At 63.7% G+C, this 25253-nt stretch carries 15 protein-coding genes; 4 read left to right on the top strand and 11 right to left on the bottom strand.

The genetic code is table 11. The features are described from left to right. Positions 1-2: 2 nt before the first annotated feature. Both AC07UC_RS17410 and AC07UC_RS17405 read right to left on the bottom strand, forming a co-directional pair. Complete coding sequence (locus tag AC07UC_RS17410) at positions 3-1367, bottom strand: NAD(P)-dependent oxidoreductase (protein ID WP_494906854.1); 1365 nt, start codon at positions 1365-1367, stop codon at positions 3-5. Between the two features lie 120 nt (positions 1368-1487). Continuing rightward, positions 1488-2222 (bottom strand): gamma-glutamylcyclotransferase, encoded by a 735-nt coding sequence (locus AC07UC_RS17405; protein ID WP_494906853.1) that lies wholly within the window; start codon positions 2220-2222, stop codon positions 1488-1490. Between the two features lie 490 nt (positions 2223-2712). Here AC07UC_RS17405 and AC07UC_RS17400 point away from each other — a divergent pair, with 490 nt between their 5' ends. Together AC07UC_RS17400 and AC07UC_RS17395 are read left to right on the top strand one after the other, a co-directional pair. Then, positions 2713-3426 (top strand): DUF5677 domain-containing protein, encoded by a 714-nt coding sequence (locus tag AC07UC_RS17400; protein ID WP_494908954.1) that lies wholly within the window; start codon positions 2713-2715, stop codon positions 3424-3426. A 188-nt stretch (positions 3427-3614) separates the two neighbouring features. After that, entirely contained in the window at positions 3615-4391 is a 777-nt protein-coding gene (locus AC07UC_RS17395; RefSeq protein WP_494906852.1) for a VOC family protein, read from the top strand. Between the two features lie 80 nt (positions 4392-4471). On the opposite strand, the gene AC07UC_RS17390 is transcribed toward AC07UC_RS17395, so the two are convergent. Further along, complete coding sequence (locus AC07UC_RS17390; RefSeq protein WP_140775735.1) at positions 4472-4960, bottom strand: hypothetical protein; 489 nt, start codon at positions 4958-4960, stop codon at positions 4472-4474. Positions 4961-5161: 201 nt separating this feature from the next. On the opposite strand from AC07UC_RS17390, the gene AC07UC_RS17385 reads away from it, so the two are divergent. After that, positions 5162-5554 carry a DoxX family protein gene (locus AC07UC_RS17385; protein ID WP_494906851.1) on the top strand — a complete coding sequence of 131 codons (393 nt, stop codon included), beginning with the start codon at positions 5162-5164 and terminating at the stop codon, positions 5552-5554. Positions 5555-5576: 22 nt separating this feature from the next. Here the strand turns inward: AC07UC_RS17385 and AC07UC_RS17380 are convergent, their stop codons facing one another. Both AC07UC_RS17380 and AC07UC_RS17375 read right to left on the bottom strand, forming a co-directional pair. Continuing rightward, complete coding sequence (locus AC07UC_RS17380; protein ID WP_494906850.1) at positions 5577-8003, bottom strand: GcvT family protein; 2427 nt, start codon at positions 8001-8003, stop codon at positions 5577-5579. Between the two features lie 57 nt (positions 8004-8060). Beyond that, entirely contained in the window at positions 8061-9599 is a 1539-nt protein-coding gene (locus AC07UC_RS17375) for a trimethylamine methyltransferase family protein (protein ID WP_494906849.1), read from the bottom strand. 217 nt (positions 9600-9816) lie between these two features. Between AC07UC_RS17375 and AC07UC_RS17370 the strand changes: the two genes are divergently transcribed. After that, the gene (locus tag AC07UC_RS17370; protein WP_140775731.1) at positions 9817-10407 is read left to right on the top strand and encodes a transglycosylase SLT domain-containing protein; all 591 of its coding nucleotides are present in this window, start codon (positions 9817-9819) and stop codon (positions 10405-10407) included. A 13-nt stretch (positions 10408-10420) separates the two neighbouring features. Here AC07UC_RS17370 and AC07UC_RS17365 read toward each other — a convergent pair whose 3' ends face one another. From AC07UC_RS17365 to AC07UC_RS17340, 6 genes are all read right to left on the bottom strand, one after another. Then, on the bottom strand, positions 10421-12775 hold the full coding sequence (locus AC07UC_RS17365) for a dipeptide ABC transporter ATP-binding protein (protein WP_494906848.1): 2355 nt from the start codon (positions 12773-12775) through the stop codon (positions 10421-10423). 48 nt (positions 12776-12823) lie between these two features. Next, positions 12824-13981 carry an ABC transporter permease gene (locus tag AC07UC_RS17360; RefSeq protein ID WP_140775729.1) on the bottom strand — a complete coding sequence of 386 codons (1158 nt, stop codon included), beginning with the start codon at positions 13979-13981 and terminating at the stop codon, positions 12824-12826. 11 nt (positions 13982-13992) lie between these two features. Beyond that, the gene (locus AC07UC_RS17355; RefSeq protein WP_056571884.1) at positions 13993-15027 is read right to left on the bottom strand and encodes an ABC transporter permease; all 1035 of its coding nucleotides are present in this window, start codon (positions 15025-15027) and stop codon (positions 13993-13995) included. Between the two features lie 149 nt (positions 15028-15176). Further along, a complete protein-coding gene (locus tag AC07UC_RS17350; RefSeq protein WP_494906847.1) occupies positions 15177-16835 on the bottom strand; it encodes an ABC transporter substrate-binding protein in 1659 nt (552 codons plus the stop codon). 252 nt (positions 16836-17087) lie between these two features. Next, complete coding sequence (locus AC07UC_RS17345) at positions 17088-23144, bottom strand: translocation/assembly module TamB domain-containing protein (protein ID WP_494906846.1); 6057 nt, start codon at positions 23142-23144, stop codon at positions 17088-17090. 1 nt (position 23145) lies between these two features. After that, entirely contained in the window at positions 23146-25074 is a 1929-nt protein-coding gene (locus AC07UC_RS17340) for an autotransporter assembly complex protein TamA (RefSeq protein WP_494906845.1), read from the bottom strand. Positions 25075-25253 lie beyond the last annotated feature (179 nt).

Here is a 25253-nt window from a genome sequence, read left to right as displayed (position 1 = left end):
GCTCATGCCCTCCCGTTCGAGGTCAGCGCCCGGTTGATTGATTCCGCCGCATCGCGCCCTTGCGCCACGGCCGAGACGGTCAAATCGTCACCACCAAAGATGCAGTCGCCGCCAGCCCAGACTTTCTCCAGCGAGGTACGCCCTTCCGCGTCGACCTTGATGCGGCCGGCTTCGAGGTCGATCGAGGCTCCGCTGCCGTTGAGGGCAGCCGGAACAAAGCTCTGGCCGATCGCCTTGAAAACCTGGTCGGCGACGAGCGTCAGCGTCTCGCCCGTGCCGGCGAGCTTGTCGCCCTTCAATGCCGTGTATTCGAGCTCTATACCCGACACCTTGCCGGCCTCGGCGATCACACGCTTCGGCTGCAGCCAGTGGCGGATGGTGACGCCGTTGGCGGCCGCCAGATCCTGCTCGAACTCGGAAGCGTTCATGTGCTCCTGGCCGCGCCGGTAGCAGATCGTCACCTCCTCGGCGCCGAGCAGCTTCGACTGCACCGCCGCGTCGATCGCCGTCATGCCGCCGCCGATGACGACGACGCGGCGGCCAACCGGCAGGCCGGAGAGATCGCTGGCCTGGCGTAGCTCGGCGATGAACTCCACCGCATTGATGACGCCGGCGGCATCCTCGCCATCGGCGCGCAACGCGTTGACGCCGCCGAGCCCCATGCCGAGGAACACCGCGTCGTAATTGCGGATCAGGTCGGAGAGCTGGTAGTCGCGGCCGAGCGCCTTGCCGTTCTGGATGTCGATGCCGCCGATCGCGGTGACATAGTCGACCTCGGCCTGGGCGAAATTGTCGACGCTCTTGTAGGCGGCGATGCCATACTCGTTGAGGCCGCCAGCCTTCGGGCGCGCTTCCAGGATGGTCACGTCATGGCCATGGCGGGCGAGCCGGTGCGCGGCGGCAAGGCCGGCCGGGCCGGCGCCGACCACGGCGACGGTCTTCCCCGTCGCCTCGGCGCGCGGATAAAACTGCTTGTTCTCGGCCATCGCGACATCGGTGGCGTAGCGCTGCAGGCGGCCGATCTGCACCGGCTTGCCTTCCGCCACCTCGCGCACGCAGACCTCTTCGCACAGCGTCTCGGTCGGGCAGACGCGGGCGCACATGCCGCCCAGGATATTCTGGTCGAAGATCGTCTTGGCCGAGCCGATCGGATTGCCGGTCGAGATCTGGCGGATGAACAGCGGAATGTCGATCGAGGTCGGGCACGCGTTCATGCATGGCGCGTCGTAGCAGAAATAGCAGCGGTCGGATTCGACCAGCGCCTCGTGGTGATCGAGCGGCGGATGCAGGTCGGAAAAATTATCCGCATACTGCTCGGCCGCGAGCCGGCCGCCGGCAATACCTTCCTTGAACTGGCCTTCTGGCATTGTCAGTTCCCCATGTTTTGTTTTGGGGAAGGCTAGCACGTTTTATTTTTTTATCAATTGGTCAATTTTCGGCGCAAGTCGCTGAAAAGGCTTGATAAAAACATGATTTTTTTACTCATGTTATGCTGTGGACGGCTGCTCTTGCCGGACCGGATGGCCCTCGTCGACCGGCCGGCCATGGAGTGCCCGGACCTCGTCCGCGACCAGCTCCTGCAGCCGCCACAGATTGCGGTCGTGGATGCCGAACGCTTCGAGATGACTGACCGTGTTGTAGAGATATTCAGCGCCGGAGCCGATATGGCCGCAGGCCCTGGCCAATATGCTTGCCACCTTGTCCAGTGGCTGACCCAATGACGTTCCCCGCCCCTTCACGCCAACCCAGAAGCCAAGCGCCCGCAACGGCCCTTGCGCCGTATGCACGGGCAGCCACCGGACCGAGCTGATGCTCTCGTGGTCGCTGATCTCGCGCCGCAGCAGCCTTTCGATCTGGGCCGGTTTTTCGCCCTCCTGCAAGCGGTAGATCACTCCGTTGCACCGTCCGCCCCGTTCCAGCGCCATCATCAGCCCCGGCTGCTCGGCACTGCCGCGCCAGCGCACCATGTCTAGGCAGAAGGAGCGGTGCCAGCCGAAGGCCGTGGCGAGCCTTTGCTCCACCGATTCGAATTCCGGCTTCCAGATCAGCGACCCGTAGGCGAACAACCAGAGCGGCCCCTCGTCCGCTTCAGCGGCAAGCCGCATGGCAAGGGTCCGGAAATCCTCGTCATTCAGCTCCGTCCAGCTTGGGTCCGGGCCGGGATCGGCCTCTTGCCGATGGCACAGTGCGACAAGCTCAGGCGTGAGCGACATCAGGCGCATGAAACGACAACCCCTCTTTTGCCGCAGAGAAATCTAAAACAGCTTGGCACACAAGCCTCGGAACGCTTGCCACGGAGAACTCAGGTTAACAAACTGTCGACCACCAGTCCGTCGGCGTCGACTGCTTGTGTGCCGCTAGCTTTTCATTGACTGTGACGGTGTTGATTTGCGCCAGTAACCCGCCACCCGGCGGATTTTTCGTTTGATGGTTCGTCAATTGACGCGTCGGCGTAGGTTTCTTCATGCCGCCTATCTGGTCGGCCCCGATCCGAGGCGATCGCAACATGCGAGCCATCCGACAGCGGCATATCGAACTGCAGTCCAACGAGCGACTAGAAGCAACCAATCGGAAAGCGAGGATGGCTGCGCAAGTTGAAAATCGCGCAAACCGAGTATCTCGTGTAGACAAGCAACTGCGCCCAACGAGGCGCACGACAGCGTAAGGTGTCCGGTGAGTGACAAGGCTGATTGGATAGACTTGTTGAATGAGGTGGCCGAAGTTGCCGGTCGCATTGCGCAGAAGCTTTCGGACGTGCCTGCGCCGGGAGCGGACATTAAATTTTTCTCGATCTTCGTCCATCAAGTGCGGCAAGGCGTTCAAGCCATCGCGTTTCTACACGAGAAACGCCTGAGTGAACCTGCGCAGGCGCTAGTACGCACGCTCATTGAATATCGCATCAACTTCGACGTCTTCTATCTGTCATTCCTTCGCGACCCCATTGACACGTTGCGGCGGCTTAGCGATGCGATGATGCTTGAAAAGATCAAGCAATTGAAACAGATCGAATTTCGCGGTTTAGAACTGGTGAAAGGTGCTACCAAGAAAGACTGGCTTGAGGCGGAAGAAGAGATTGTAGCGCGCCACGGTGAAGCAAATTCGAAGGCTATGACGAAATACGGATTCTCAGGTATTCCCCTTGAGCAACGGGCGAGACAGACCCACCACATGGATATGTACAATGTGGTCTACCGAAATTTCTCCCGGAACATTCATGGCACTGATTTCATGGAATATTCGACGTTGAACGCACAGCCGGACGATGCCTATCGCTCATCTCGTGACGCCGTAGCCTTCGGAACCACCATTTCCTGTGCCTTGGGAGTGCTCGAAGGAACAAACCGCTTCTATAATGTTGGCGTCTTTCAAAGGCTCCGCTCTATTCGGATCAGGTCAGCCAAGCTACATGGTAGCATTTCCTTTTAGAATGACGACCGGACACAAGTGAACGACCCCCTTACCGTACAGAAATCGAAAACCCGCACGGCGCGCAACCCGGGAACGCATGTCATGCGTCGGCATTATTCGTCCGGGCGGATGTCGGATTTCCGTCGCCAGGATCGTCCTGCGATGGATCGGACAACGATCGATGCTGAACGGTGAGGAGACTGACCATGCCCAAATCCCCGATGCCCTTCTTCTGGTACGAACTGATGACATCAGACCTCGACGCCGCCGAGGCCTTCTATACCAAGGTTGTCGGCTGGACGGCCCAGCCCTTCGACACGGCTCCCGGCATGCCGCGCTATATCGTCATGAATGTCGGCGAGCGCGGCGTCGGCGGGTTGATGACGATGCCCGATGATGCCGCCAAGATGGGCATGCCGCCGGCCTGGGTGGGTTACATCTACACCGGCGATGTCGACGCTTCGACGCAGGCACTCAAAAAGGCTGGCGGCGCCGTCCACCGCGCGCCGGATGATATTCCGGGCGTCGGCCGTTTCGCTGTCGTTGCCGACCCGCAGGGCGCGATGTTCATGTTCCTGCAGCCGAACCTTGCCGCGCAGCCGCCGGTGCCTGCCAGCACACCCGGCCATATCGGCTGGCACGAGCTCTACACCAGCGATTGGAAGGCCGCGTTCGAGTTCTATTCCAGCCAGTTCGGCTGGACCGATGCCGGCGATTTCGACATGGGCCCGATGGGCATCTACCAGACTTTCGCGGCCGGCCCCGAATCCGGCGGCGGCATCATGAACAAGCCAGCGCAAATCCCCGTCCCGGTCTGGCAGTTCTATTTCAACGTCACCGGCATCGACGCGGCCGCAAAACGGGTCACCGACAATGGCGGCAAGATCCTGATGGGGCCGATGGAGGTGCCCGGCGGCAGCTGGATCGTGCAATGCCAGGACCCACAAGGCGCGCCTTTCGCCTTGATGGCGCCGGTGCGCTGACGACAATAGACGCCGCAGGCGCGAAGCGACGGCCCTTCATCGCACCATCGATGGAGGGCCGCATGCCTCTACCGGCCGACTTATTCCGGCGTCAGCACCGCGACCTTCAGCTCAGCCTTTTTCGCGCCACTGAACTGGATGGTGGCCGGGCCGGCCGCAAGCTTGAAACGCACGCTTTTGCGGATACCCGGGCAGGTTTTCACACCGCTATAGCCGGCCGATTTCACGGCCTTTCCGTCCTGGATGACATCGATCCAGGCCTCGCCCGATAGGCTGATCTGAATGGCGCCTTCGGGCGGCACGGCCACGCTGGCGACGGCGCCAAACGTGCCCTCTCCCGGAGCATGCTCAGGTGGCACCGCGAAGCCGGCCTTGTCGACCGGCACCAGCGCTAGATCAGCGGCCGCGCCGACCGCCAGCGTCGCTCCGGACGGCGTTGCCGGCGCCGCGGCAAACAACGTCTGTTCCCGCGTCACCGGCCATTTGAAGGCCTCGCAGCCGGCGTCCTCCGCCATGGCGAAACCGGTGCCTGCGACGAGTGCGAATAGGCTGATGATGACTTTTTTCATGGCAAGGAGATCCACCTGTTCAGAGTGCTCATGCTAATACAACCATAGCGATATAAATGCAACCCAAGCGAGAATAATATGAAAAGGCATACCGGGGAACATTTCCAATCACCGATTGTTGATGACATGCCAAGGGAAGTGAATGGTCCATCGCTGGGCGATAATCTATCGCCGGGCCGGGAGGGTGGAAATGGAGTTCGGATGAAACTTTTTGAAGGCCTTGCCAGATACCAGCCGCAGGCACTCGGCGTGCTGCGCATCATGACCGCGCTGCAGTTCATCGAGCATGGCAGCCAGAAACTGTTCAACTTCCCGCTAAGCGCCCAACCTCATGCCCTGAACAGCCTGTCGCTCACCGCGGGTATCCTCGAATTCGCCGGCGGCATCCTGCTGGCACTGGGCCTGTTCACGCGGCCCGTCGCGTTTCTTCTGGCCGGCGAGATGGCGATCGCCTATTTCATGGCGCACTATCCGCGCGACTTCTTCCCGGCCAACAATGGCGGCGACGCGGCAATCTCCTTCTGCTTCATCTTCCTCTATCTGGTCTTCGCCGGCGCCGGTGCCTTCGCGATGGACAATCGCCGCAACGCCTGATGCCCCGTGCCGGGGGTGAGCCTCACCCCCGCATCCGTTCGAAATTCGCGTCGAACAGCGGCGCCGCCTGGATGCGCGCCGCGTGACGCTTGCCCAGCAATTCGATCTCGAAGCCGTCGCTCTCGTCTGCGATCTCCTTCGGCACATAGCCGACGGCGACCGACTTTTTCGAATGATGCGCGTAGCCGCCTGATGTCACCCAGCCGCGCACCACCCCGCCGAACCAGATCGGCTCGTCGCCGATGACATCGGCATCGTCCGCATCCACGATGAAGGCGCGCAGCCGCAATTTCCCGCCTTGCTTGCGCTCGGCCAGCGCCGCCGCCTTGCCGATGAAATCGGCGTCCTTGCCATAGGCGACGAAACGGTCGAGCCCAGCTTCCAGCGGCCCATAGATCGGCCGGTATTCGCGTCCCCATGAGCCGTAATTCTTCTCTAGCCGCAGCGCATTGAGCGCGCGCGAGCCGAACAGGCCGATGCCGAACTCCTCGCCCGCCGCTATCAGCGCATGATAAGCCGCGCGCTGGTATTCGGGCGCCACCCAGATCTCGTAGCCGAGATCGCCGGTGTAGCTGACGCGGCCGACCAGGCACGGCGCCATGCCGATATCCATCGCCGCTGCCGCCATGAACGGAAACGCCGCGTTGGAGACATCGGCGCGGCTGACCTTGGCCAGCACGTCCCGCGCCTTCGGGCCGGCAATCGCAAGACCGGTGAGTTTCGCGCCCAGTGCCTCGATATGGACTGAACCATCCCCCGGCAGATGCGCCTCGAACCAGCGCATATGATACTGCTCGGCAATGCCGGAGCCGGCGAGGAACCAGCCATCCGCGCCGAGATTGGCCAGGGTGAAATCGCCGATCAGCCTGCCGTCCTCCTTCAGCATCGGGGCCAGCGTCATGCGACCGGGTTTCGGCAATTTGCAGGCGAGCATCCGGTCGAGCCAGGCAGCAGCCCCCTCGCCCGTCACCTTGTATTTGGCGAAGCTCGAAATCTCCGACAGGCCGACGCCGCCGCGCACCGTTGCGACCTCGCTGGCGACATGAGTGAAATCGCTTGAACGCCGCCACGAGAACTCATCCTTGATGCCCTCCGGCGCGTACCAGAGCGGCACTTCCAGCCCGTAGGCCACACCCCATTGCGCACCCCTGGCCGACAAGAGGTCATAGACGGGGGTCGTCTTCAGGGGCCGTCCGGCCGGCAGTTCCTCATTGGGGAAGCGGATCGAAAAACGCCTGGAATAGTTTTCGCGCACCTTGGCATTGGTGTAGGCCATCGTCGCCCAATCGCCGTAGCGTGCCACATCCATCGCCCAGATGTCGGCGCCGGGATCGCCCTCGATCATCCAGTTGGACAGCGCCAGGCCGACGCCGCCGCCCTGGCTGAAGCCGGCCATGACGCCGCAGGCGACCCAGAAGCCCGGAAGGCCGCGCACCGGCCCGACAAGCGGGTTGCCGTCGGGCGCGAAGGTGAAAGGCCCGTTGATGATCTGCTTGATGCCGGTGTGCTGGAAAGCCGGGAAGTGGCGGAATCCGACCTCGAGAGACGGTGCGATGCGGTCGATGTCGGGCTCGAGCAGTTCATGGCCGAAATTCCATGGCGTCTGGTATTCGGACCATGGCTTGTTGGCTTTCTCGTAGGTGCCCATCAACATGCCGCCGCGCTCCTGGCGCAGGTAAAGCTCGCCGTCGAAATCGACCGCATGGATGATCTCGGTGCCGGTCTTGGCGTTCCAGGCGGCGACCTCCGGCATGTCCTCGGTGATCAGGTACATGTGCTCCATGGCCAGCACCGGCAGTTCGAGGCCAACCATGCGGCCGACTTCGCGCGCCCACAGGCCGCCGGCGTTGACGACATGCTCGGCCACCACCTCGCCCTTGTTGGTGATGACGCGCCACATCCCGTCGGGCCGCCGCACGATATCCTCGACCTTGGTGAAGCGCTCGACCTCGGCGCCGAGTTTGCGCGCGGCCTTGGCATAGGCATGCGTGACACCCGAGGGATCGAGATGGCCGTCCTCCTTGTTTCTGACGGCGCCGACGAATTGCTTGGGATCGATCAGCGGCATCAGTTCGGCCGCCTCGGCAGGCGAGATCACTTCCAGGTCGATGCCGAGATAGCGCCCCTTGGCGACGACACCGCGCAGCCAGTCCAGCCGTGCCTCGGTCGCCGCCAGCAGCACGCCGCCGGTCAGGTGCACGCCGGTCGCCTGTCCCGACAGTTCCTCGATCTCCTTGTAGAGGCTGATCGTGTATTTCTGCAGCTTGGCGACGTTGGGATCGCCATTGATCGTGTGCATGCCGCCGGCCGCGTGCCAGGTCGAACCCGAGGTCAGCTCGTCGCGTTCCAGCAGCACCACGTCGGTCCAGCCGTGGCGGGCGAGATGGAACAGCACGGAGCACCCGACGACACCGCCGCCAATGACCACGACCTTTGCATGCGACTTCATGGATTTTTCTCTGATATCAATGGATTGGATGGGAGAGTGGATTCAGGACGGAAGGCATCACGGCTCGCCCTGCCCGATCGCTTCCTTGCGCCTGGCCACGTAGGCCTCCAGCGCCTCGCGCACTGCGATATCCATCGCCGGCTCGACATAGTCCTCCAGCGCCTTCTTCCACAGCCGCGTCGCGCGCGCCGTTGCGTCGAGCCCACCTGCCTCCTGCCAGGCCTCGAAATTCTGCCAGTTGGACAGCATCGGCTGGTAGAAGGCGGTGGCGTAGCGCTCCAGCGTGTGCGGCTCGCCGAAGAAATGGCCGCCGGTCGGCACCGCGCCCAGCGCCTCGACGGCAAGCTCGGCCTCGTTGACTTCGATCGGCCGCAGGAACTCCATCATGTGCTGGATCATCTCGACATCGATGATGAACTTCTCGAAGGACGCTGTCAGCCCACCCTCCTGCCAGCCGGCGGCGTGATAGACGAGGTTGCCATGGCCGAGCACTGCGCCCCACAGCGCCATCAGCGTCTCGTAGGCGCCTTGCGCATCGGCGGCGTTGGAAGCCGAGCCCGGCGTTGTCCGGTACGGCAGCCCGTAGCGCCGGGCCAATTGCCCCGAGGCGATGTTGGCCTTGGTGTTTTCAGGCGTGCCGAAGGCCGGCGCCCCGGACTTCATGTCGACATTGGAGGTGAAGGCGCCATACATCACCGGCGCACCGGGTCGCACCAGCTGCGTCAGCACGACGCCGAACAGCGCCTCGGCATTCTGCTGCGCCAAGGCGCCCGCCAGCGTCACCGGGCTCATCGCCCCCATCAGGGTGAACGGCGTCACCGCCACCGACTGGCCGAACTCGGCCATCGTCATCAGCCCTTCGGCCATCATCTCGTCGAAGCGGCGCGGCGAGTTGACCGAGATGATGGTGGCGATGCCGGGATCCTCGCGCAGCTGGTCCAGCGTCAGACCGCGCGCGATCGCCATCATCTCGATGCCGTCCAGCGCCCTGCCCCGGCCGATCGCCGAGACATGGAAACTCTTGTCGGTCAGCGTCAGATTGGTGAAGTAGGTGTCGAGGTGGCGCGAATTGGCCGGCAGCTCGACCGGCGCGCATACCTGGTTGCCGAGCATGTGGACGCAGTTGAAATGCTGCGCCAGCCGGGTCAGGTCCGCATAGTCGCGCAGATTGCCGGCGCGGCGGCCTCGCTCCATGTCGTGCACATTGGGCGGCCCGGCTACGAGGGTGAAATTGATGGTGTTGCCGCCAAGATGGATTGTGTTGGCCGGGTTGCGGGGTGTCAGCGTATAGGTGGGCCGTGTGGTCTTCAGCGCCTCGTCAACCATGCCGCGATCGATGCGGACATTGGCCGTCGCATGATCGACCACGGCACCGGCCTTCTCGAACAGCGACAGCGCCCGCGGGCTCATCACCTCGATGCCGAAATTCTCCAATATATGCATCGACGCCTGGTGGATCGCCTCGATCTGGTCGGGCGACAGCAGCGCCATCGGCGGATAGGGATTCCTCACGCGCTTTTGCGGCAGTTGCGGGATGGGCGCTGGGCCTCGGTTGCTGGTGCGCTCGGCGCCGCGCTTGCGTCTTGGTTCGTTCATGCCTGGCATCAAAGCTTCGGCAGACCGGGCAAGCTGTCAGAAATGCGCCGCTTACAGGCGCGATTTTAGTCAAGGCGGCATCTGCGCAGCAGCCTTTTATAAAAAGCGACAGGGTGCGTCGGAATACCGATATGGCATTTTCTCAAGCGCTGATGGCGGCGGAGCATTAACGGAGCCAGCAAGATTCCCTTTATGATTTCGGCCTATTGCTCATCCAATGCGTAGGTCGAGTTTTAGTAAAATTGTAGCGGTTGGCGTGTTGCTGGCATTGTCGGCCTGCGCGACCGCGCCCAGCCACATCAACAATGTCTGTGCCGTCTTCGACCAGAATGACGGCTGGTTCGACAACTGGCAGTCGGCGGCCGAACGGACAGAGCAGAAATACGGCATCCCCGTCCCCGTGCTGATGGCGACGGTGCGCAAGGAATCCGGCTTCAAGAGCAATGCCCGGCCGCCGCGCACCAAGCTGCTCGGCTTCATTCCATGGAAGCACGTCTCGTCGGCCACCGGCTTCTCGCAGGCGCTGGACGGCACATGGTCGCAATATCAGCGCGAGACCGGCAACTGGGCGGCGCGGCGCACCAAATTCGCCGATGCCGTCGACTTCGTCGGCTGGTATCACTCCAAGACATCAGACACCTACGGCGTCGCCCGCAACGACACCTACAATCTCTATCTCGCCTACTATCTCGGCTGGACTGCCTATGGCCGCGGCAACCGCGGCGACGCCGGGGTGCAGGGCTACGCCCGGGCCACCGACAAGATGGCCCGAGACTATGAAGCGCAGCTACGGCAATGCGGCTCCTGATAGCTGCCCGGGGTTAGTGCCGCCTCGTCGTGTCTTTCGGCTTCGAAACACCGGTTTCTGAAACCTCGTCGCGGACTTCGTGGCGACGGGCTCGCATGCCGGCCTCGCCCTGCTCCACTGCGTCCCCGATCTGGTCGGCTTCCGCGCTGCCCGTTTTGCCACGCGGCCGGTTGGGCGCCGTCCCGGCCAAACCCGGCCCGGTGCCCTGCGCGTCGTCCGGCACGCCCTCATGCGCGGCGTGTTCCTTGTCGAACTTGATCACCGGCTCCATCTGCGCCAGCACGTCATCGGCCAGCCAGCACAGGCTCATATGGCCGTCACCGAGATGCTTGACCGGCGGCACCTTGGTCTCGCACAGATTGTCGGGCACCAGCTTCTTGTAGCCGCAGCGCGTCTGGAACGGGCAGCCAGACGGCGGGTTCATCGCCGACGGGATGTCGCCCTCAAGCACGATGTGCTTCTTGACCACGCTGGTGTCGGCGATCGGGATCGCCGACAGCAGAGCCTCGGTATACGGATGATAGGGCGGCGCGAAGATCTGGTCGGTCGTGCCTTGCTCGACGATGTAACCGAGATACATGACGACGACGCGGTCCGCGATATAGCGCACGACGGACAGATCGTGGCTGATGAACAGCATCGTCGTCTTGTTCTTGCGCTGGATATCCATCAGCAGTTCGGTCACCGCCGCCTGCACCGACACGTCGAGTGCGGAGACCGGCTCGTCGGCCACCACCACCTTGGCGTCGCCGGCAAAGGCGCGCGCCACGCCGATGCGCTGCTTCTGGCCACCGGAAAGCTGGCGCGGCTTGCGCGTCTCGAAGGCGCGCGGCAGCTTCACCAGGTCGAGCAGTTCCAGCATGCGCTTGCGCCGGTCGGCGACCGTCTTGCCGACGTGGAACTTCTCCAGCGTGCGGATGATCTGCGAACCGACCGAATGGCTCGGATTGAGCGTATCGAACGGGTTCTGGAACACCATCTGGATCGAGGACACGGTGTCGACGCTGCGCTTCTCGATGCCGGTCGACTGGATCTCCTTGTTGCCCAGCGTCACCGTTCCGGCACTGGCCGTCTCCAGGCCGAGCAGAACCTTGGCCAGCGTCGACTTTCCGCAGCCGGATTCGCCGACGATGGCGACCGTCTCGGATTCGCGCGCCATGAAGGAGATGGTCTCGTTGGCCTTGACGACACGGCCTTCGCTCGACCCGAACACCTCGCTGCCGCCGACCTTGTAGTACTTCCTCAGATCCTCGATCTTGAGCACCGGCGCGCCGGGCACGACGCGCTCATTGACCTTCTTGGCGCCCGGCGGCAGCGCCTCCCAGTCGATCTCGTTGAAACGCACGCAGCGCGAGAAATGGCCCTCGTGGCCGGCGACCTCGACCATGGGGATTTCGGCGGCGTTGCAGACGCCTTCGACGAAATGGTGGCAGCGCGGGCCGAAATTGCAGCCCTTGGGCCGCTCATGCGGCAGCGGCAACTGGCCGGGGATGGCGATCAGCGGCCGCGAGTTCTTATCCGCGCCGGGCAGCGGGATCGAGCGGAACAGCCCTTGCGTGTAGGGATGGCGCATCCGGTCGAAGACGTCCTTGATCTTGCCGGTCTCGACCGCCTCGCCCGAATACATGACCGTGATCCTGTCGCAAGTCTCGAGGATCAGGCCCAGATTGTGCGAGACGAAGATCATCGAGGTGCCGAACTTTTCGCCCAGCCCCTTGACCAGTTCGACGATGCCCGCCTCCACCGTCACGTCGAGCGCCGTCGTCGGCTCGTCGAGCAGAAGCAGCGCCGGCTTCGACAGCAGCGCCATGGCAATGACGATACGCTGCTGCTGGCCGCCTGACAGCTGGTGCGGATAGGAACGCATCATGCGCTCGGGGTCCGGCAGCTTGACCGAGCGCACCATTTCGACCGCGCGTTTATAGGCCTCTTCCTTCGACACCTTGTCGTGGATCAGCGGCACTTCCATCAGCTGCTGGCCGATCTTCATCGCCGGATTGAGGCTGGCCATCGGCTCCTGGTAGATCATGGCGATCTTGTTGCCGCGGATGGCGCGCAGCTCCTCCTCGGAGAGCTCGCCCATATCCTTGCCCTGGAACTTGATCTTGCCGCCGACGATCTTTCCGATGTTGGAGAGGTCGCGCATGATGCCGAGCGACACGGTCGACTTGCCGCAGCCGGATTCGCCGACGATGCCCATCGCTTCGCCGGGCATGACCGTGCAGGAGAAATCCATGACGGCCGGTATCTCGCCCTTGCGGGTGAAGAAGGAGATCGACAGGTTCTCGATCTCGATGATCGGCGCAGTGGTCGGCCCAGGGGTCGGCCCAGGGGTCGGCTTGTCGGGATTTCGAACTGCCTCGTTCATGGGTCGCTCCAATCCAAATTATACCAGAGGCGGGCCAGGGCCCGTCAATCAGTCTTTCATCGATTGCTCGCGCAGCGAGTCGGCCAACAGGTTGAGCCCCAGCACGAACGACATCAGCGCGATCGTCGGCGGCAGCGCCGGGTGGATGAAGGAGCGCAGGAGCCGGCTGGCATCCTTGATCGCCGTGCCCCAGTCAGGGCTCTCCGGCGCCAGGCCGAGGCCGAAATAGCCGAGCGTCCCGAGCAGGATCGTGGTGTAGCCGATGCGCAGGCAGGCATCGACGATCAGCGGGCCGCGCGCATTGGGCAGGATCTCCCACAGCATGATGTACCAGGGTGATTCACCACGCGTCTGCGCCGCCGCCACATAGTCGCGCGTCTTGATGTCCATCACCAGGCCGCGCACGATGCGGAACACGCCGGGGCTGGAGGCGAACACCACCGCCACGAAGATGTTGAGCTGGTTGGGGTCGATATGCACGATGTGCAGCGGGTCCCTGTCGAAGACAAGGCCGAGATAGATCCAGCCGCCTATGATCAGCGTCAGGCCGAGCAGGATGTAGATCCGGTCCGGCCGGTTCTTGAAGCGCGTCCAGAACAGAACGCTGAAGAAGATGATCGGAAACAGGAAGAAGACGCCGGCCAGCGCATAGGGGATCGGCGTGTCCATGATCCCGGGCGTCACCAGCAAGTAGAACAGCAGGATCACCGGGAAGGCCAGAACGAGGTTGGCCAGGAAAGACAGGATGGAATCGATCTTGCCGCCGTAATAGCCGGCCGGCAGGCCGAGCGTGATGCCGACCATCAGCGCGAAACCGGTTGCCGCCGGTGCGATGATCAGCACGATCTGGCTGCCGTAGACCATGCGCGAAAACACGTCGCGCGCCAGCTTGTCGCCGCCGAAGAGATAGACGAGCCCCGATTGCGGCTCGATGGCGCCAGGCAGCGTGTCCTTCATGATCGGGATCTGGCCCAGCGGATCGAACGGCGAGATGGTCGAGGCGAAGATCGCCGTGAACAGCCAGAACAGGCAGATGAACACACCCGCTATGCCGACGCCGCTGTCGAAAAGCTGGCCATAGAGCGCCAGCTTCTTCTTGTAGAGAAAGCTCGCCCCCATGACGATGACGAGCGCGACCCAGACCGGCCAGAAGCGCCACAGCACTTCGAGGATGATGGTGGAGGCGCCGATATATTGAGCTTGCATGCGCCTTCTCCCTACTGAACCCGGATGCGCGGATTGAGGAACGCGTAGCCGACATCGGAAATGAGCTGCGTGATCAGGACGATGAACACCGAGACCAGCGAACAGCCGAGCAAGAGATCGATGTCGTTGTTGCCCGCGGCCTCGACCAGCGTGTAGCCGAAGCCCTGGTAGCGGAACATGACCTCGACGATGACGACGCCGGTGAGCAGCCAGGGAAACTGCAGCATGATGACGGTGAAGGGCGCTATCAGCGCGTTGCGCAGCGCGTGCTTGACCACCACGCCGCGAAAGGAAAGGCCCTTCAACCGCGCAGTGCGGATATATTGCTGCGTCATCACCTCGACCATCGAGGCGCGCGTCATGCGCGCGATGTAGCCGATGCCGTAGATCGCCAGCGTGATCACCGGCAGCGTGAAATTGTAGAAGGTGATGCCCTGGCTCGCCGAGGCGGCCGAGCCGTTCAGCCAGCCGAGCCAGGAGGCGAAGACGACGGTGAAGATGACGCCCGACACATATTCAGGCGTCGCCGTCGAGGCGATCGAGGCGACAGAAAGCACTCGGTCGGTCCGTGACCCCTCGCGCATGCCGGCGAGAATGCCGATCAGCAGCGAAACCGGCACCATCACCACCAGCACCCAGAACATCAGGATGCCGGTGGCGCCGAGCGCCGGGAACAGCTTGGCCGCGACCGTGGTCTTGAACTTGGTCGAGCAGCCGAAATCGCCCTCGATCACGCCGGAGAATGTCGGCACGGTCGGGTCGTTGCAGAAGGTGAAGCGCTGCGTCGTCTTGCCGGTCGCCGGATCGGTGATCGGTTGCTTGGGCAGGACGCCGAGCCACTGGCCATAGCGCGAGAAGAAGTTCTGGCGGTAGCCATGGTTGACCAGCCAGCTTTCGAGCTGATCGGCCGATGTGTGCATTTCGGTCTGGCTGATCGCCAGCTTCTTCAGATTGGGTTCGAGATTGACGAGGAAGAAGACGACCAGCGTCAGGCACAGCATCGTGAGCAGGATTGTGCCGATGCGTCTGATGATGAATGAGAACATGTGTGCCCCCCTGCCGGCCGGGTTGGGGTCATATGGTCAACCCTGTGACGAAAACCTTGTGACATCACGCCGCCGCTGCATCTCATGCAACGGCGGCGATCCTGCGAATGCGAAGGGCCATGCGCCCTTCGCATTCATCAAGCTGTGGGTCACGCCTGATCGAGCCAGACCTTGCCGAAGTCGTGCTCGTAGGTGGGGTGCATCGAGTGGTTCTTCACCTCGGGCTTGATGTTGATGTAGAGCTTGCGCCAGTAAGGCTGGATGATGATGCCGGAATCCTGCAGCATCTGCTCGATGTCCTTCATCACCACCTTGCGCTTCTCCGCATCGGCGATCCCGAGCGCCTCGTTGACCTTCTTGTCGAACTCCGGATTGGCGTATGCCGTCTCGTTCCAGGCCTCGCCCGTGCGGTAGGCGATGGCGATGACCTGGATGCCCAGCGGACGCATGTTCCAGTTGGTCTCCGAGAACGGATATTTCGTCCAGTCGTTCCAGAAGGTCGAGCTCGGCAGCACGGTGCGCTTCACCTTGATGCCGGCCTCGCGCAGCTGGGCCGCGATCGCGTCCGTGGTGTTCTTGTGGTAGTCCTCGTCATTGCTGATCAGCTCGTGCTCGAAATCGATCACGCCGGCTTCCGTCAGCATCTGCTTGGCCTTGGCGATGTCGCGCTTGATCTTCGGCAGTTCGACATATTCCGGATGGATCGGCGCGACATGGTGGTTTTCGGCCGGCGTTCCGGCATTGCCGTAACCAAGCTGCAGCACCACAGAATTGTCGACGGCCAGGCACATCGCCTGACGTACCTTCTGGTCGCCATAAGGCTTGGCGTTGACGTTGAAACGCGACACCACGGTGGCCGCGGTCACAACTTCCGAGGCCGGCGCGCCGACGCCTTCGATGATCTTGACGTAGTCGGCGGTCGTCTCGTGGTTGGTCTGCACTTCGCCCGATTCGAAGGCCGAAACCGTCGCAGCCGGATCGGTGCCGTAGTCGATGAACTCGACGCCGTCGAGGAAGGCCTCGCCCTGCCACCACTTGCCGGTCGTGCGGCGCTTGTAGACGACCTTCTGACCGACGTCGTAGGAGACGAGTTCGAACGGACCGGTGCCGATCGGGCAGTTCTTGAAGTTCGCGCCCTTCTCGTCGAAGGTCTTGTGGACGATGAGGCCGGGATAGTCGCACAGGTTCGGGATGATGGCGATATCCGGCTTGGTCAGCTTGAGCTTGACCGTCATGTCGTCAACCTTGACCACCGAGCCTTCGCGCAGCTTCTTGGTCGTATCATCGACGAGGCTGCCGAGGCGTCCCGGCATCGAGTTGCCTTCGGCGGACTTGTCGGCCCAGCGGGTGAAATTGTAGATCACGTCGTCGGCCGTGAACTTGTCGCCATTGTTCCATTCGACGCCCGGCCGCACATGCAGCGTGTACTCGGTGGCGTCGTCGTTGATGTCCCAGCTCGCCAGCAGATACGGCGCGAAGGTGTACTCCTTGGTGTATTTCACCAGCGGTTCGAGCGCCTGGCGCTCGGCATTGGAAATCTCCGACCAGTCCGCCGTGCGCGGATCCTTGGGATCCTTGACCGACATGGCGACCTTGATCACGCCGCCCTTCTTGCCCTGCACGTCCTCAGCCCTGGCCGGCGTTGGGGCGGCAAGGCCGAGCAGACCGTAAGCCATGGCCGTCGACGCGCCGAAGACGCTGGCAAGCGCCAGGAATTCGCGGCGGTCCACTGTTCCTGCCTTGGCTTCTTCGGCCATGGCCAGGATGTGGTCCGGAACGCTGTCGCCGTTACTTTTATAGATTGTCATGACTAACTCCCATTGTTGGCTTTCCGCCGTTTAACATTCCGCATCCAGGCCATGATGTCAAAGATGGCTTGGATTGGGAACATGTTAGCGAATGTGCAACTTTGAAAAGGGAGCGGTACGCGCGATAGCGACAGTCTTGACGCAAAATTGCTAGTGCGCCCAGATTCCGCCTAAATCTCCTCAGTCGATTAAATTGAGACATTGGCGCTGGTTACGACAGCGCCAGTCGTGGCGATGGTGAGGGCCAGCCTCTCAATATTCCTTCTCGTAGAAGATGCCGCCCTTGGCCTCGCCGGCGTCCGTCGCCTCGCCGCGCAACTTGACGCCACGCCCGACATTGAGGTCGATGGTCGCCTTGCCCGAACCCGGCTTGTCGCCCTTCTGGATGGTCACATAGGTGCGGTCGTTCAGGTATTTGCCGGCCGAGACCGCCGTCCCGCCCTGGCTGTCCGTGGTCACATCGAGATCGTCGACGCCGATGGCGCTGCGCAGGTTTTCGAGCAGCGAGGTCGAGCCGCCGACGCCGGCAAGCTGCGCTGCGGCTTCGGCAAGCTGCGCGATCTGCAGCGGCGACAGGTTCGACATGGAGCGGCCGAAGATCAGTTGTGCCAGCACTTCGTCCTCGGGCAGCGCCGGAACCGAGGAGAAAGTGAATTTCGGGTTGGTCGCCTCGCCCGACACCACGATGGTGACGGTGGCGCCGGTCGTCGTCGTGGTCGCGGTCAGGTTGAGATAGGGCACCAGCGAACCGGAGAAGCCGACAGTGCCCTCGGTGAAGGTCAGCCGCTTGCCCAGGATCGACAGCCGGCCGCGCTGCAGGGTGAAGGTGCCGACCGCCTGCGGCGACGAGGCCGGGCCGGTCAGGCGGAGCGAGCCGCCGAGTTCGGCATCGACGCCCCTGCCCTGGATGAAGATCTGGTTCGGCGCGTTGACGGTGACATCGAGCGCGAGACCGCTGCCGCCGCTCTTGCCGCTGGTCGTCGCCGGACGCAGCGCCTTGTCTTGCGCCTTGACGGCACTTGGCGCGTTCCTGTGCTTGACGTCGAGCGCCGAGAGCGAGCCGGGCAATTTGTCCGGAACCGTGATGACGGTCTTGGCGAGATTGACGGTACCGGCAATCGCCGGTGCCGATGTCAGCGGCCCCTTGATCGTCAGGTCACCGCCGAGATTGGCGGTCACAACGCGTCCATCCGTATAGCGGCCGTCGGTCAGCTTGATCGAAAGGTCGGCCGGGAAGCCTTGCGCCGGGTCGATGCCGACCGTGCCGCTGGCCGACAGGCTGCCGCGCGTCGACAGCGTTCCGGTCAACCGGTTGATCCTGGCGACGCCGCCGCCGATCGAGACGTCGGCCGTGAGATCGTTGACGGCCAGGCCCGAGCGCGCATCGACGAGCCGCGCACCCGAGGTGCTGACGCTGCCGCCGATGACGGGCGACGTCGCGGGGCCACGCACCTGGACATTGACATTGGCGGTTCCCGTCAGCGCCAGGCCCTGCGCGGCGAGCTTCTGGCTGAGGAGGCCGAACGGCACGGCGCCATTGAAGTCGAGCACGAGCGCCGGCGTGCCCGCCGTCGTCACCGTGCCGCCGCCCTTGAGGCCGAGGCCGGCTCCGTCGCTGACATTGGCGTTGAAGGTCAGCTTGTTGCCGGCAAAAGTGCCGGACGAGGAAACGCTTACCGCGCCGACGCCGGCGCCGCGGGTCTGCGACGTCTGCACGCCGGTCGCATCGATGTTGAAGGCCACTGCCGGACTGGCCGGCGCGCCGGTCACCTTCACCGTGCCTGAAATCGAACCGGCAGCATCGAGGCCCGGCGAGAAACTGTTGGCGAGCGACATCGGCACCTTCGCCAGCGTCGCGTTGATGTCGAGCGCCTGCCCGACCTTGCCGGTGACCGTCGCCGTGCCGCCGCCGAGATTGAGCACCAGCCGGTCGAGCGTCGTCGTGCCGTTGGCGATGCTGACAGTCGACGCCTGGGCGATCGCCGCCTTGATGCCCTGGATGGTCGCCTGGCCCGAGGCGAGCTCGATCGTGGTCGTGCCATTGGCAACCTTCACGCGGCCCGCGGCCTTGGCCGGAATGCCCTTGACCGTGGCGCCGCCGGAAAAGCCCGTCCAATCGCCATCGCGCTTCAGATCGACATCGATGCCGCTGATCACGGTGCCGCCTGATATGACGCTGTCGGCGCGGATCTTGCCCGAGATGACCGGCGCGGCGAGATAGTTGGCGATCAGCGCGTCGATGGAGACGGCCTTCGCCTGCAGGTCGCCGCGCGTGATCGAGGCGGTGGCCGCCTTGATGGCAACCTGGGGTGCGGCGCCATTCCTGGTGAAGGCGATCGTGCCACGCACGTCGCCTTCGGCCTTTTCCAGCGCCAGCGCGGCGAGCGGGCCGATATCGGGCAGGTCGAGCGAGATCGTGCCTTCGGGCACGAACTTGTCGTCCAGCGCCAGATCGCCGGAGATCTTGTTCTGGCCCAGCGACAGGAGCAGGCCGTTGATGGCGCTCTTGCCGTCCGCCGTCGCCAGCACCGCGCTGCCTTGCAGGGCCTGTCCCGCGACATTGCCGGTCAGCTGCACATTCGCCGCCGGGTTGGCGGCATCGGCCTTGCCGGTGGCGATGAGCTTCAGCCCGGTGATCTCGCGCTCCGCCACCAGCAGCCGATCGCTGTTGACCGTCAGCGAAAGATCAGGCGCGATGGCTGGCCCCTGAGCGTTCAGCGCGAAGGCAATGGCGCCCTTGGCGTCCTTGGATAGCAGCGAGATGTCGCTCAGCGCGCCTTTGATGTCGGCGGCCAGCTTGTTGTCGGCAAGGCTCGCTTGCCCGCCGGCGGTCAGCGCGCCAGAGACCAGCTTCAGCCCATCGACATTGATGCTGCCGTTGGGATCGCGCTTCAGCGTGGCGCTGATCTGCGCCCGTTCACCAAGCATGCCGCGCGCCGCGGCCGGCAAGGCCGATGACGGAGCATCAGCATTGAGCCTGAGGTCGATGGCGCCGTCGCGCAGCGATACCTGCCCGGCAACCTGGCTGTTGAGCGCATCGCTTTTGAGCGAGCCGCTGTCGATCGCGACGGAATCGGCGCTCAGCCGGGCATTGAGAGCGGCCGTGACCTTGCCGGCGATCAGCGGCGCGATCGCTGCGTTGTCGAGGCCGACCTTGTCCACCGACACCGTGCCGGAAACCGCTCCGGCGCGGTTCTTGAGATCGAACGCATCGGAATGCAGCGCCAGGACAAGTCCGTCCACCTTCGCCGGGCTGGTGACGACCGAAGGCAGGATCGCGGAGACATCCAGGCGAGCTTGCGTGCTCTCCCCCGCCACCTTTGCCGACAAGGACTTGACCTCGATCTTCACAGGGCTCTCGGCGCTGCCGACGGTCAGCGGCAGGCTGGGGCCGGATGAGGTGAGATCCAGCGCAAAATCGCTGGCGCCGTTCGGATTGATGGTGCCGGTGGCCGTGCCGGAAATCTTGTCGCCGGACAGCGTCGCATGGTCGAGCGCGACGCCGCCGGCCAGGGTGTAGCTGCCGGCCGCATCGACCGCGAGCGGCCCAAGCCCGGCCTGGCGGGTCTGGCTGGTTTCGGCGCCGGCAAGCTGCGCGCTGAATCGAACTTCGGGAGCGGCTGGCGTTCCCGTCACCTGCGCCGTGCCGCCGAGCGTACCCACGGCATCGAGGCCGGGCGCAAAATCATTGGCAAGCGCCACCGGCAGCGCCGAGAACTGTGCGGCGAGATCGAGCGTCTGGCCGGCGCTGCCCGACAACGTCACCGCACCGCCGCCAATGTCGAGCGCCAGCTTCTCGATGCTGGTGGTGCCATTGGCGATGCTCAGTGTCGAGGGTTGGGCAATTGCCGCCTTGATGCCGCGGACCGTCGCTTCGCCCGAGGCGATCTCGACGCTGGTGGTGCCCTGGGCGATCTTGACCCGGCCGGCCGCCGTCGCCGGAATGCCCGCTATCGTTGCGCCGCCGGTGAAATTGGTCCAGTCGCCGTCGCGCTTCAGGTCGACGCCGATGCCGCTGATCTCGGTGGCGCCCGACGTGACCGAGTCAGCCTTGATGGTGCCCGAGATCGCCGGCGCCTTGAGATAGTTGGCGATCAGCGCGTTGACGGCGATCGCCTTGGCGGTCATCTCGCCGCGCGCGATCGAGGTGCTCCTGGCATCGATGGTGACCGACGGCGTCTCGCCGTCCTTGGCGAAATTGATGGTGCCGTTGATATCACCCGTCACGGCCTGCCCGGCGAGTGCCGCCAACTGGTCGATTGCGGGTGCCGCGAGCGTCAGCGTGCCCAGGGGCATGAACTTGTCATCCAGTGCCAGGTCGCCCGAAACCTTGTTGCCGCCCAGCGAGATGAGGAACCCATTGATCGACCGCTTGCCCTCGCTCGTCACCAGCGCCGCCTTGACGGCGAGCGGCTGATCGTTGACGGCGCCGGTAAGCGAAACATCGGCGGAAGGGCTCGTTATGTCGGCCTTGCCGCTTGCCGTCAGCTTGATCGCCTTCACTGTGCGGCCCGAGGCCGTCAGGCTGTCGCTATTGGCGGAGACGGTGAAATCCGGGGCCGTCCTGGCGCCGCTGGCCGATAGCGCGAAATCGACGCCGCCGGCAACCGGCACGCCGACCATCGGCGACAGCACCGAAACGTCGCCGAGCGTGCCCTTGATGTCGGCCTGGATGTCGGCGCCCTGCGCGCTGGCGGTGCCGCTGGCGCTGAGCGTCCCGGAGGTCAATGAGATCGAATTGGCGGCGAAAGCCCCTTGCGGATCGCGCGTCGCGGCGGCCGAGAATTTCACCCGCTCGCCGAGCACCGAGCTGATCTGCGGCGGCAAGGCGGTCGAAACCGCATCGGCATTCATCTTGAGCTGCATCGACAGGTCCGCGAGCGCCACCGTCATCGTCAGGGAGGCATTGAGCGCATCGGAACGCAACGTGCCCTGGTCGATGATGATGGCATCCTTGCTCAGCGATCCTGCGAGATCGACGTCGACCTTGCCGGTGACCAGCGGCGCCAGCGTCGCCACGTCGGTCTTCAGCCCGCCCGCCGTCAGCTTGACGGCGACCGGCCCGGAGCGATTCTGGATGTCGAAGCCGTCGGAATGGATCTGCGCCGCAAGGTCGTTCAGTTGCGTGCCGCCCGCCACTACAGAAGCCAGCGAAGCGCCGATGTCGACGATCGGCGCCTTGCCGTCGCCAAACGCACGCGCGGTCGCGTTCCTGATCGCCAGCGTGATTGGTTGCGCGGCACTTCCCACGGTGATCTGCACAGGCGCGCCCTTGGCGGCAATTTCCACAGACAGGTCGCTGGCGCCGGCCGGATCGGCGATGCCGGTCGCTGTGCCATGCACGGCATCGCTTTCGATGCTGGCCCGGTCGACACTGATGCCGCCGGCCGATGTCGCGGTGCCCGCGACATCGAAACTGGTCTTGCCGGCAAACAGCGGCTTCAAGTTCTCCGGCACGAAGCGGGCAAAATCGCCGTCACCCTTGGCCTCGACGTGGCTGCCCTTGTCGGTCGACTGGTGGCGGCCCGTCAGCTGAGTGACGATCTCGCCGTCGACCGTGAACGTGGCAATGCCGTTCCAGTTGGCGAGCGGCCCCGTGCCTGAGACGGTTATATCGACCGCCGGCGTATCGGGCAGCTTGAGCAGGTTGGCGATGATACCGCCTGCCGGCTCCGAAGCCTTGAGCTCGAGGTCGAGCCTGTTGTCGGCTGGCGCAAAGTGGATGTTCGCATCGACATTGCCTTGCTTGCCGTCATGGCGGGTGACGTTGAGCGTGGTCTCGACCGCCAGCGGCGCCGCGTCGGCCTTTAGCATCCCCTTGGCGGCGAGTTCGGCGATGCCGCTGCCGGCCAGCTGCTGTCCAAGCGCGATTTCCGGCAGGTCGATCTGCTTGATGTCGATGGAAACCGGCAGCGTCGTCGTGCCGCCGCTCGGCGCCGGCTGTTGCGTGCCGGCCACCGGCAGCCGTGCCAATTCGATGCGCTCGGCCGCGATGCGGTCGGCACTGAAGCTTTTCGACAGCAGCGCCAGCGGCGACCAGTCGACGGCGACCTTGCGCGCCACCAGCCAGGCCCCGTTGCGGTCTTCCAGCACGACATGGTCGACACTGAGCGCGCCCGACCAGATGCCGTCGATGCCGCTGACCGTGACCTTGCGGTCGTCGCTCGATGCCAGCCGCGAAATGATGCCGGCGAGATTGTCGCGTCCGCGCTCGGTCTTGGTCAGGACGACGAGCGCGCCGATCGCGCCCGCGACCACGATCAGCAGCGTGTAAAAAACAATGCGAAGAATGCGCCAGAACGTCTTCATGTCAGAACGCCTGCCCGATGCCGGCATAGATGCCGAAATGCGGATCACTGGGATCGCGGTTGAGCGGCACGGCGGCATCGATGCGCAACGGCCCGAACGGCGTCACATAACGCAGGCCGACGCCGGCGCCGACCTTGACGTCGGAGAAATTGGGCACCGACTTGGTCGACACCGTGCCGGCATCGACAAACGGCACGATGCCGATCGTGTCGGTGACTGCGATGCGCATTTCGACCGAGGTCTCGAAGAAGGACAGGCCGCCGATCGGCTGGCCGGTGAAGTCTTTCGGGCCGATGCCCTGATAGGCATAGCCGCGCACCGAACCGCCGCCGCCGGAATAGAAGCGCCGGTCTGCCGGAACGTTCTCGAGCCCGGTGCCGACGATCGAGCCGACGGCGACGCGCTCGGCCAGCACGAATTTCGAGGCCGTATCCAGCGACTGATAGGCCGACCCCTCGCCCTTCAGCTTGAGGAAGGCGGCCCCGCTTATGATGTCGTAGCTCGGCTCGGCATAGGCCAGCACCCGGAAGCCCCTGGTCGGGTTCAGCCTGCTATCCCTGTTGTCATAGACATATTGCAGCGGAACACTGGCGATCAGGTAGGTGTGCTTGCCGAACGCATCCGTGATCCTGGAATAGTCGAGCGCAACCTCCGCCGAGACAGTCTGCTTCTTGTCGAGCTCATAGGACAGGCCGGTGCTGCCCTTGACCGAGAAATGGTCGTAGGCGTCGGGATGCTCGAGTACGGTCTTCACGCTGGCAAAGAATTTCGACGCCGGCCCGATCACGCCGGGTTTCTCGAACATGATGCCGGCATTGTAGTTCAGATCGGACAGATTGTTGCTGCCGATGCCGCTGATGGCACCATCGATGCGCAGCTTTTCCGCGTGACCAAACAGGTTGCGGTGTCCCCAATAGCCTTCCAGCCCCAGCCCCTCTGTGTTCGAGAAGGTCCCGCCCAGGCCGAAATAGCGTGGCTTGCGCTCGCTGACCTGGACGCCGATCGGAATGTTGCCGTCGGCATCGAGCTTGTCGGCTTCCTTGAAGGTCACGCTGTTGAAAACCTCGAGCGCCAGCAGCCTGTCACGCGCATCGCTGATCTCCTGCGGCGAGTACTGCCGGCCGCGCTTCAGCCCGGTCATGTATTCGGTGAAGTCGCGGTCGACCTTCTCGGTGCCTTCCACCGTGGTCGCGCCATAGCCGGCGACAGGGCCTGCCGCAACGGTCAGCGTCACGTCGAGTGTCGAGGTGGCATGGTCGGCGACGATCTGCCGGCCGGTCACCTTGGCGAGCGGCCTGCCCTGTTCTTTCAACGTGCGCACGATCAGCGCTTCGGCCTTCAGCACCGCGCCCGATCCGGCGTCGCCGCCCGATATCAGGCCGTAATCAGCGCTCATCAGCCCCGCCGCGTCCCCTTGCAGCCTGATATCGCCGAGGGTGAATTTGGGGCCGGTCGCGATATTGATCGCCACCGGAATCGGCTGCGGGCCCTTGAATTCGGCGTCCGGCGGTAATTCGTCGAGCGGCTTGCCGTCGATGGTGATGGTGACCACGCCTTCGTAGCGGGCATCGGCGAAAAGTGCGGCAACCAGCTGTTCGCGGTCGCTGCGCGCCTTGGCCATCAGCCCGAGCGAGCCGGAGACCGGCCGATCCTCGTCGCCCTTCAGTGCCGAGGCGTTCTCGAGCTTCTTGACAAGATCCTTGTCCGCATCGGGCGCCGTGATGGTCACGGCATAGCGCAGCGGGTCGACAATGTCGGCGTCCTCGTCGTTGGACGACCCCCATAGCTTGATGCCGAAAAGTTCGAACGCAGCCGCAGACCTTGATTCGACGACCAGCGCGGTCGAGCAGATCATGGCCAAAAGCAGGGCGCGCGAAAGAACGCGCCCTGGCGCGGTCCCTCCTGACATCTGCTTTTCATGCGCTGGCATTACGACAACCTAGGTTACAAAACTAAAATTGGAATGAAGTTCTGAAGCGCACGTAAAGGGGCCACAATCCAATTGTCTGAAATAGGACGGGCTTGGAATTCACACCTTCTGCGTTTCCGCAAGAAAGCGTGATCCCCTGTCCTATGGAGGTTACTGTCCGCATACCGGTCCTTGGCCGG

The sequence above is a fragment of the Mesorhizobium sp. GW821-FHT04C10 genome (genome assembly GCF_059420305.1).
The sequence above is the reverse complement of the archived record's forward strand: the minus strand, read 5'-3'. Positions and strand labels throughout refer to the sequence as shown.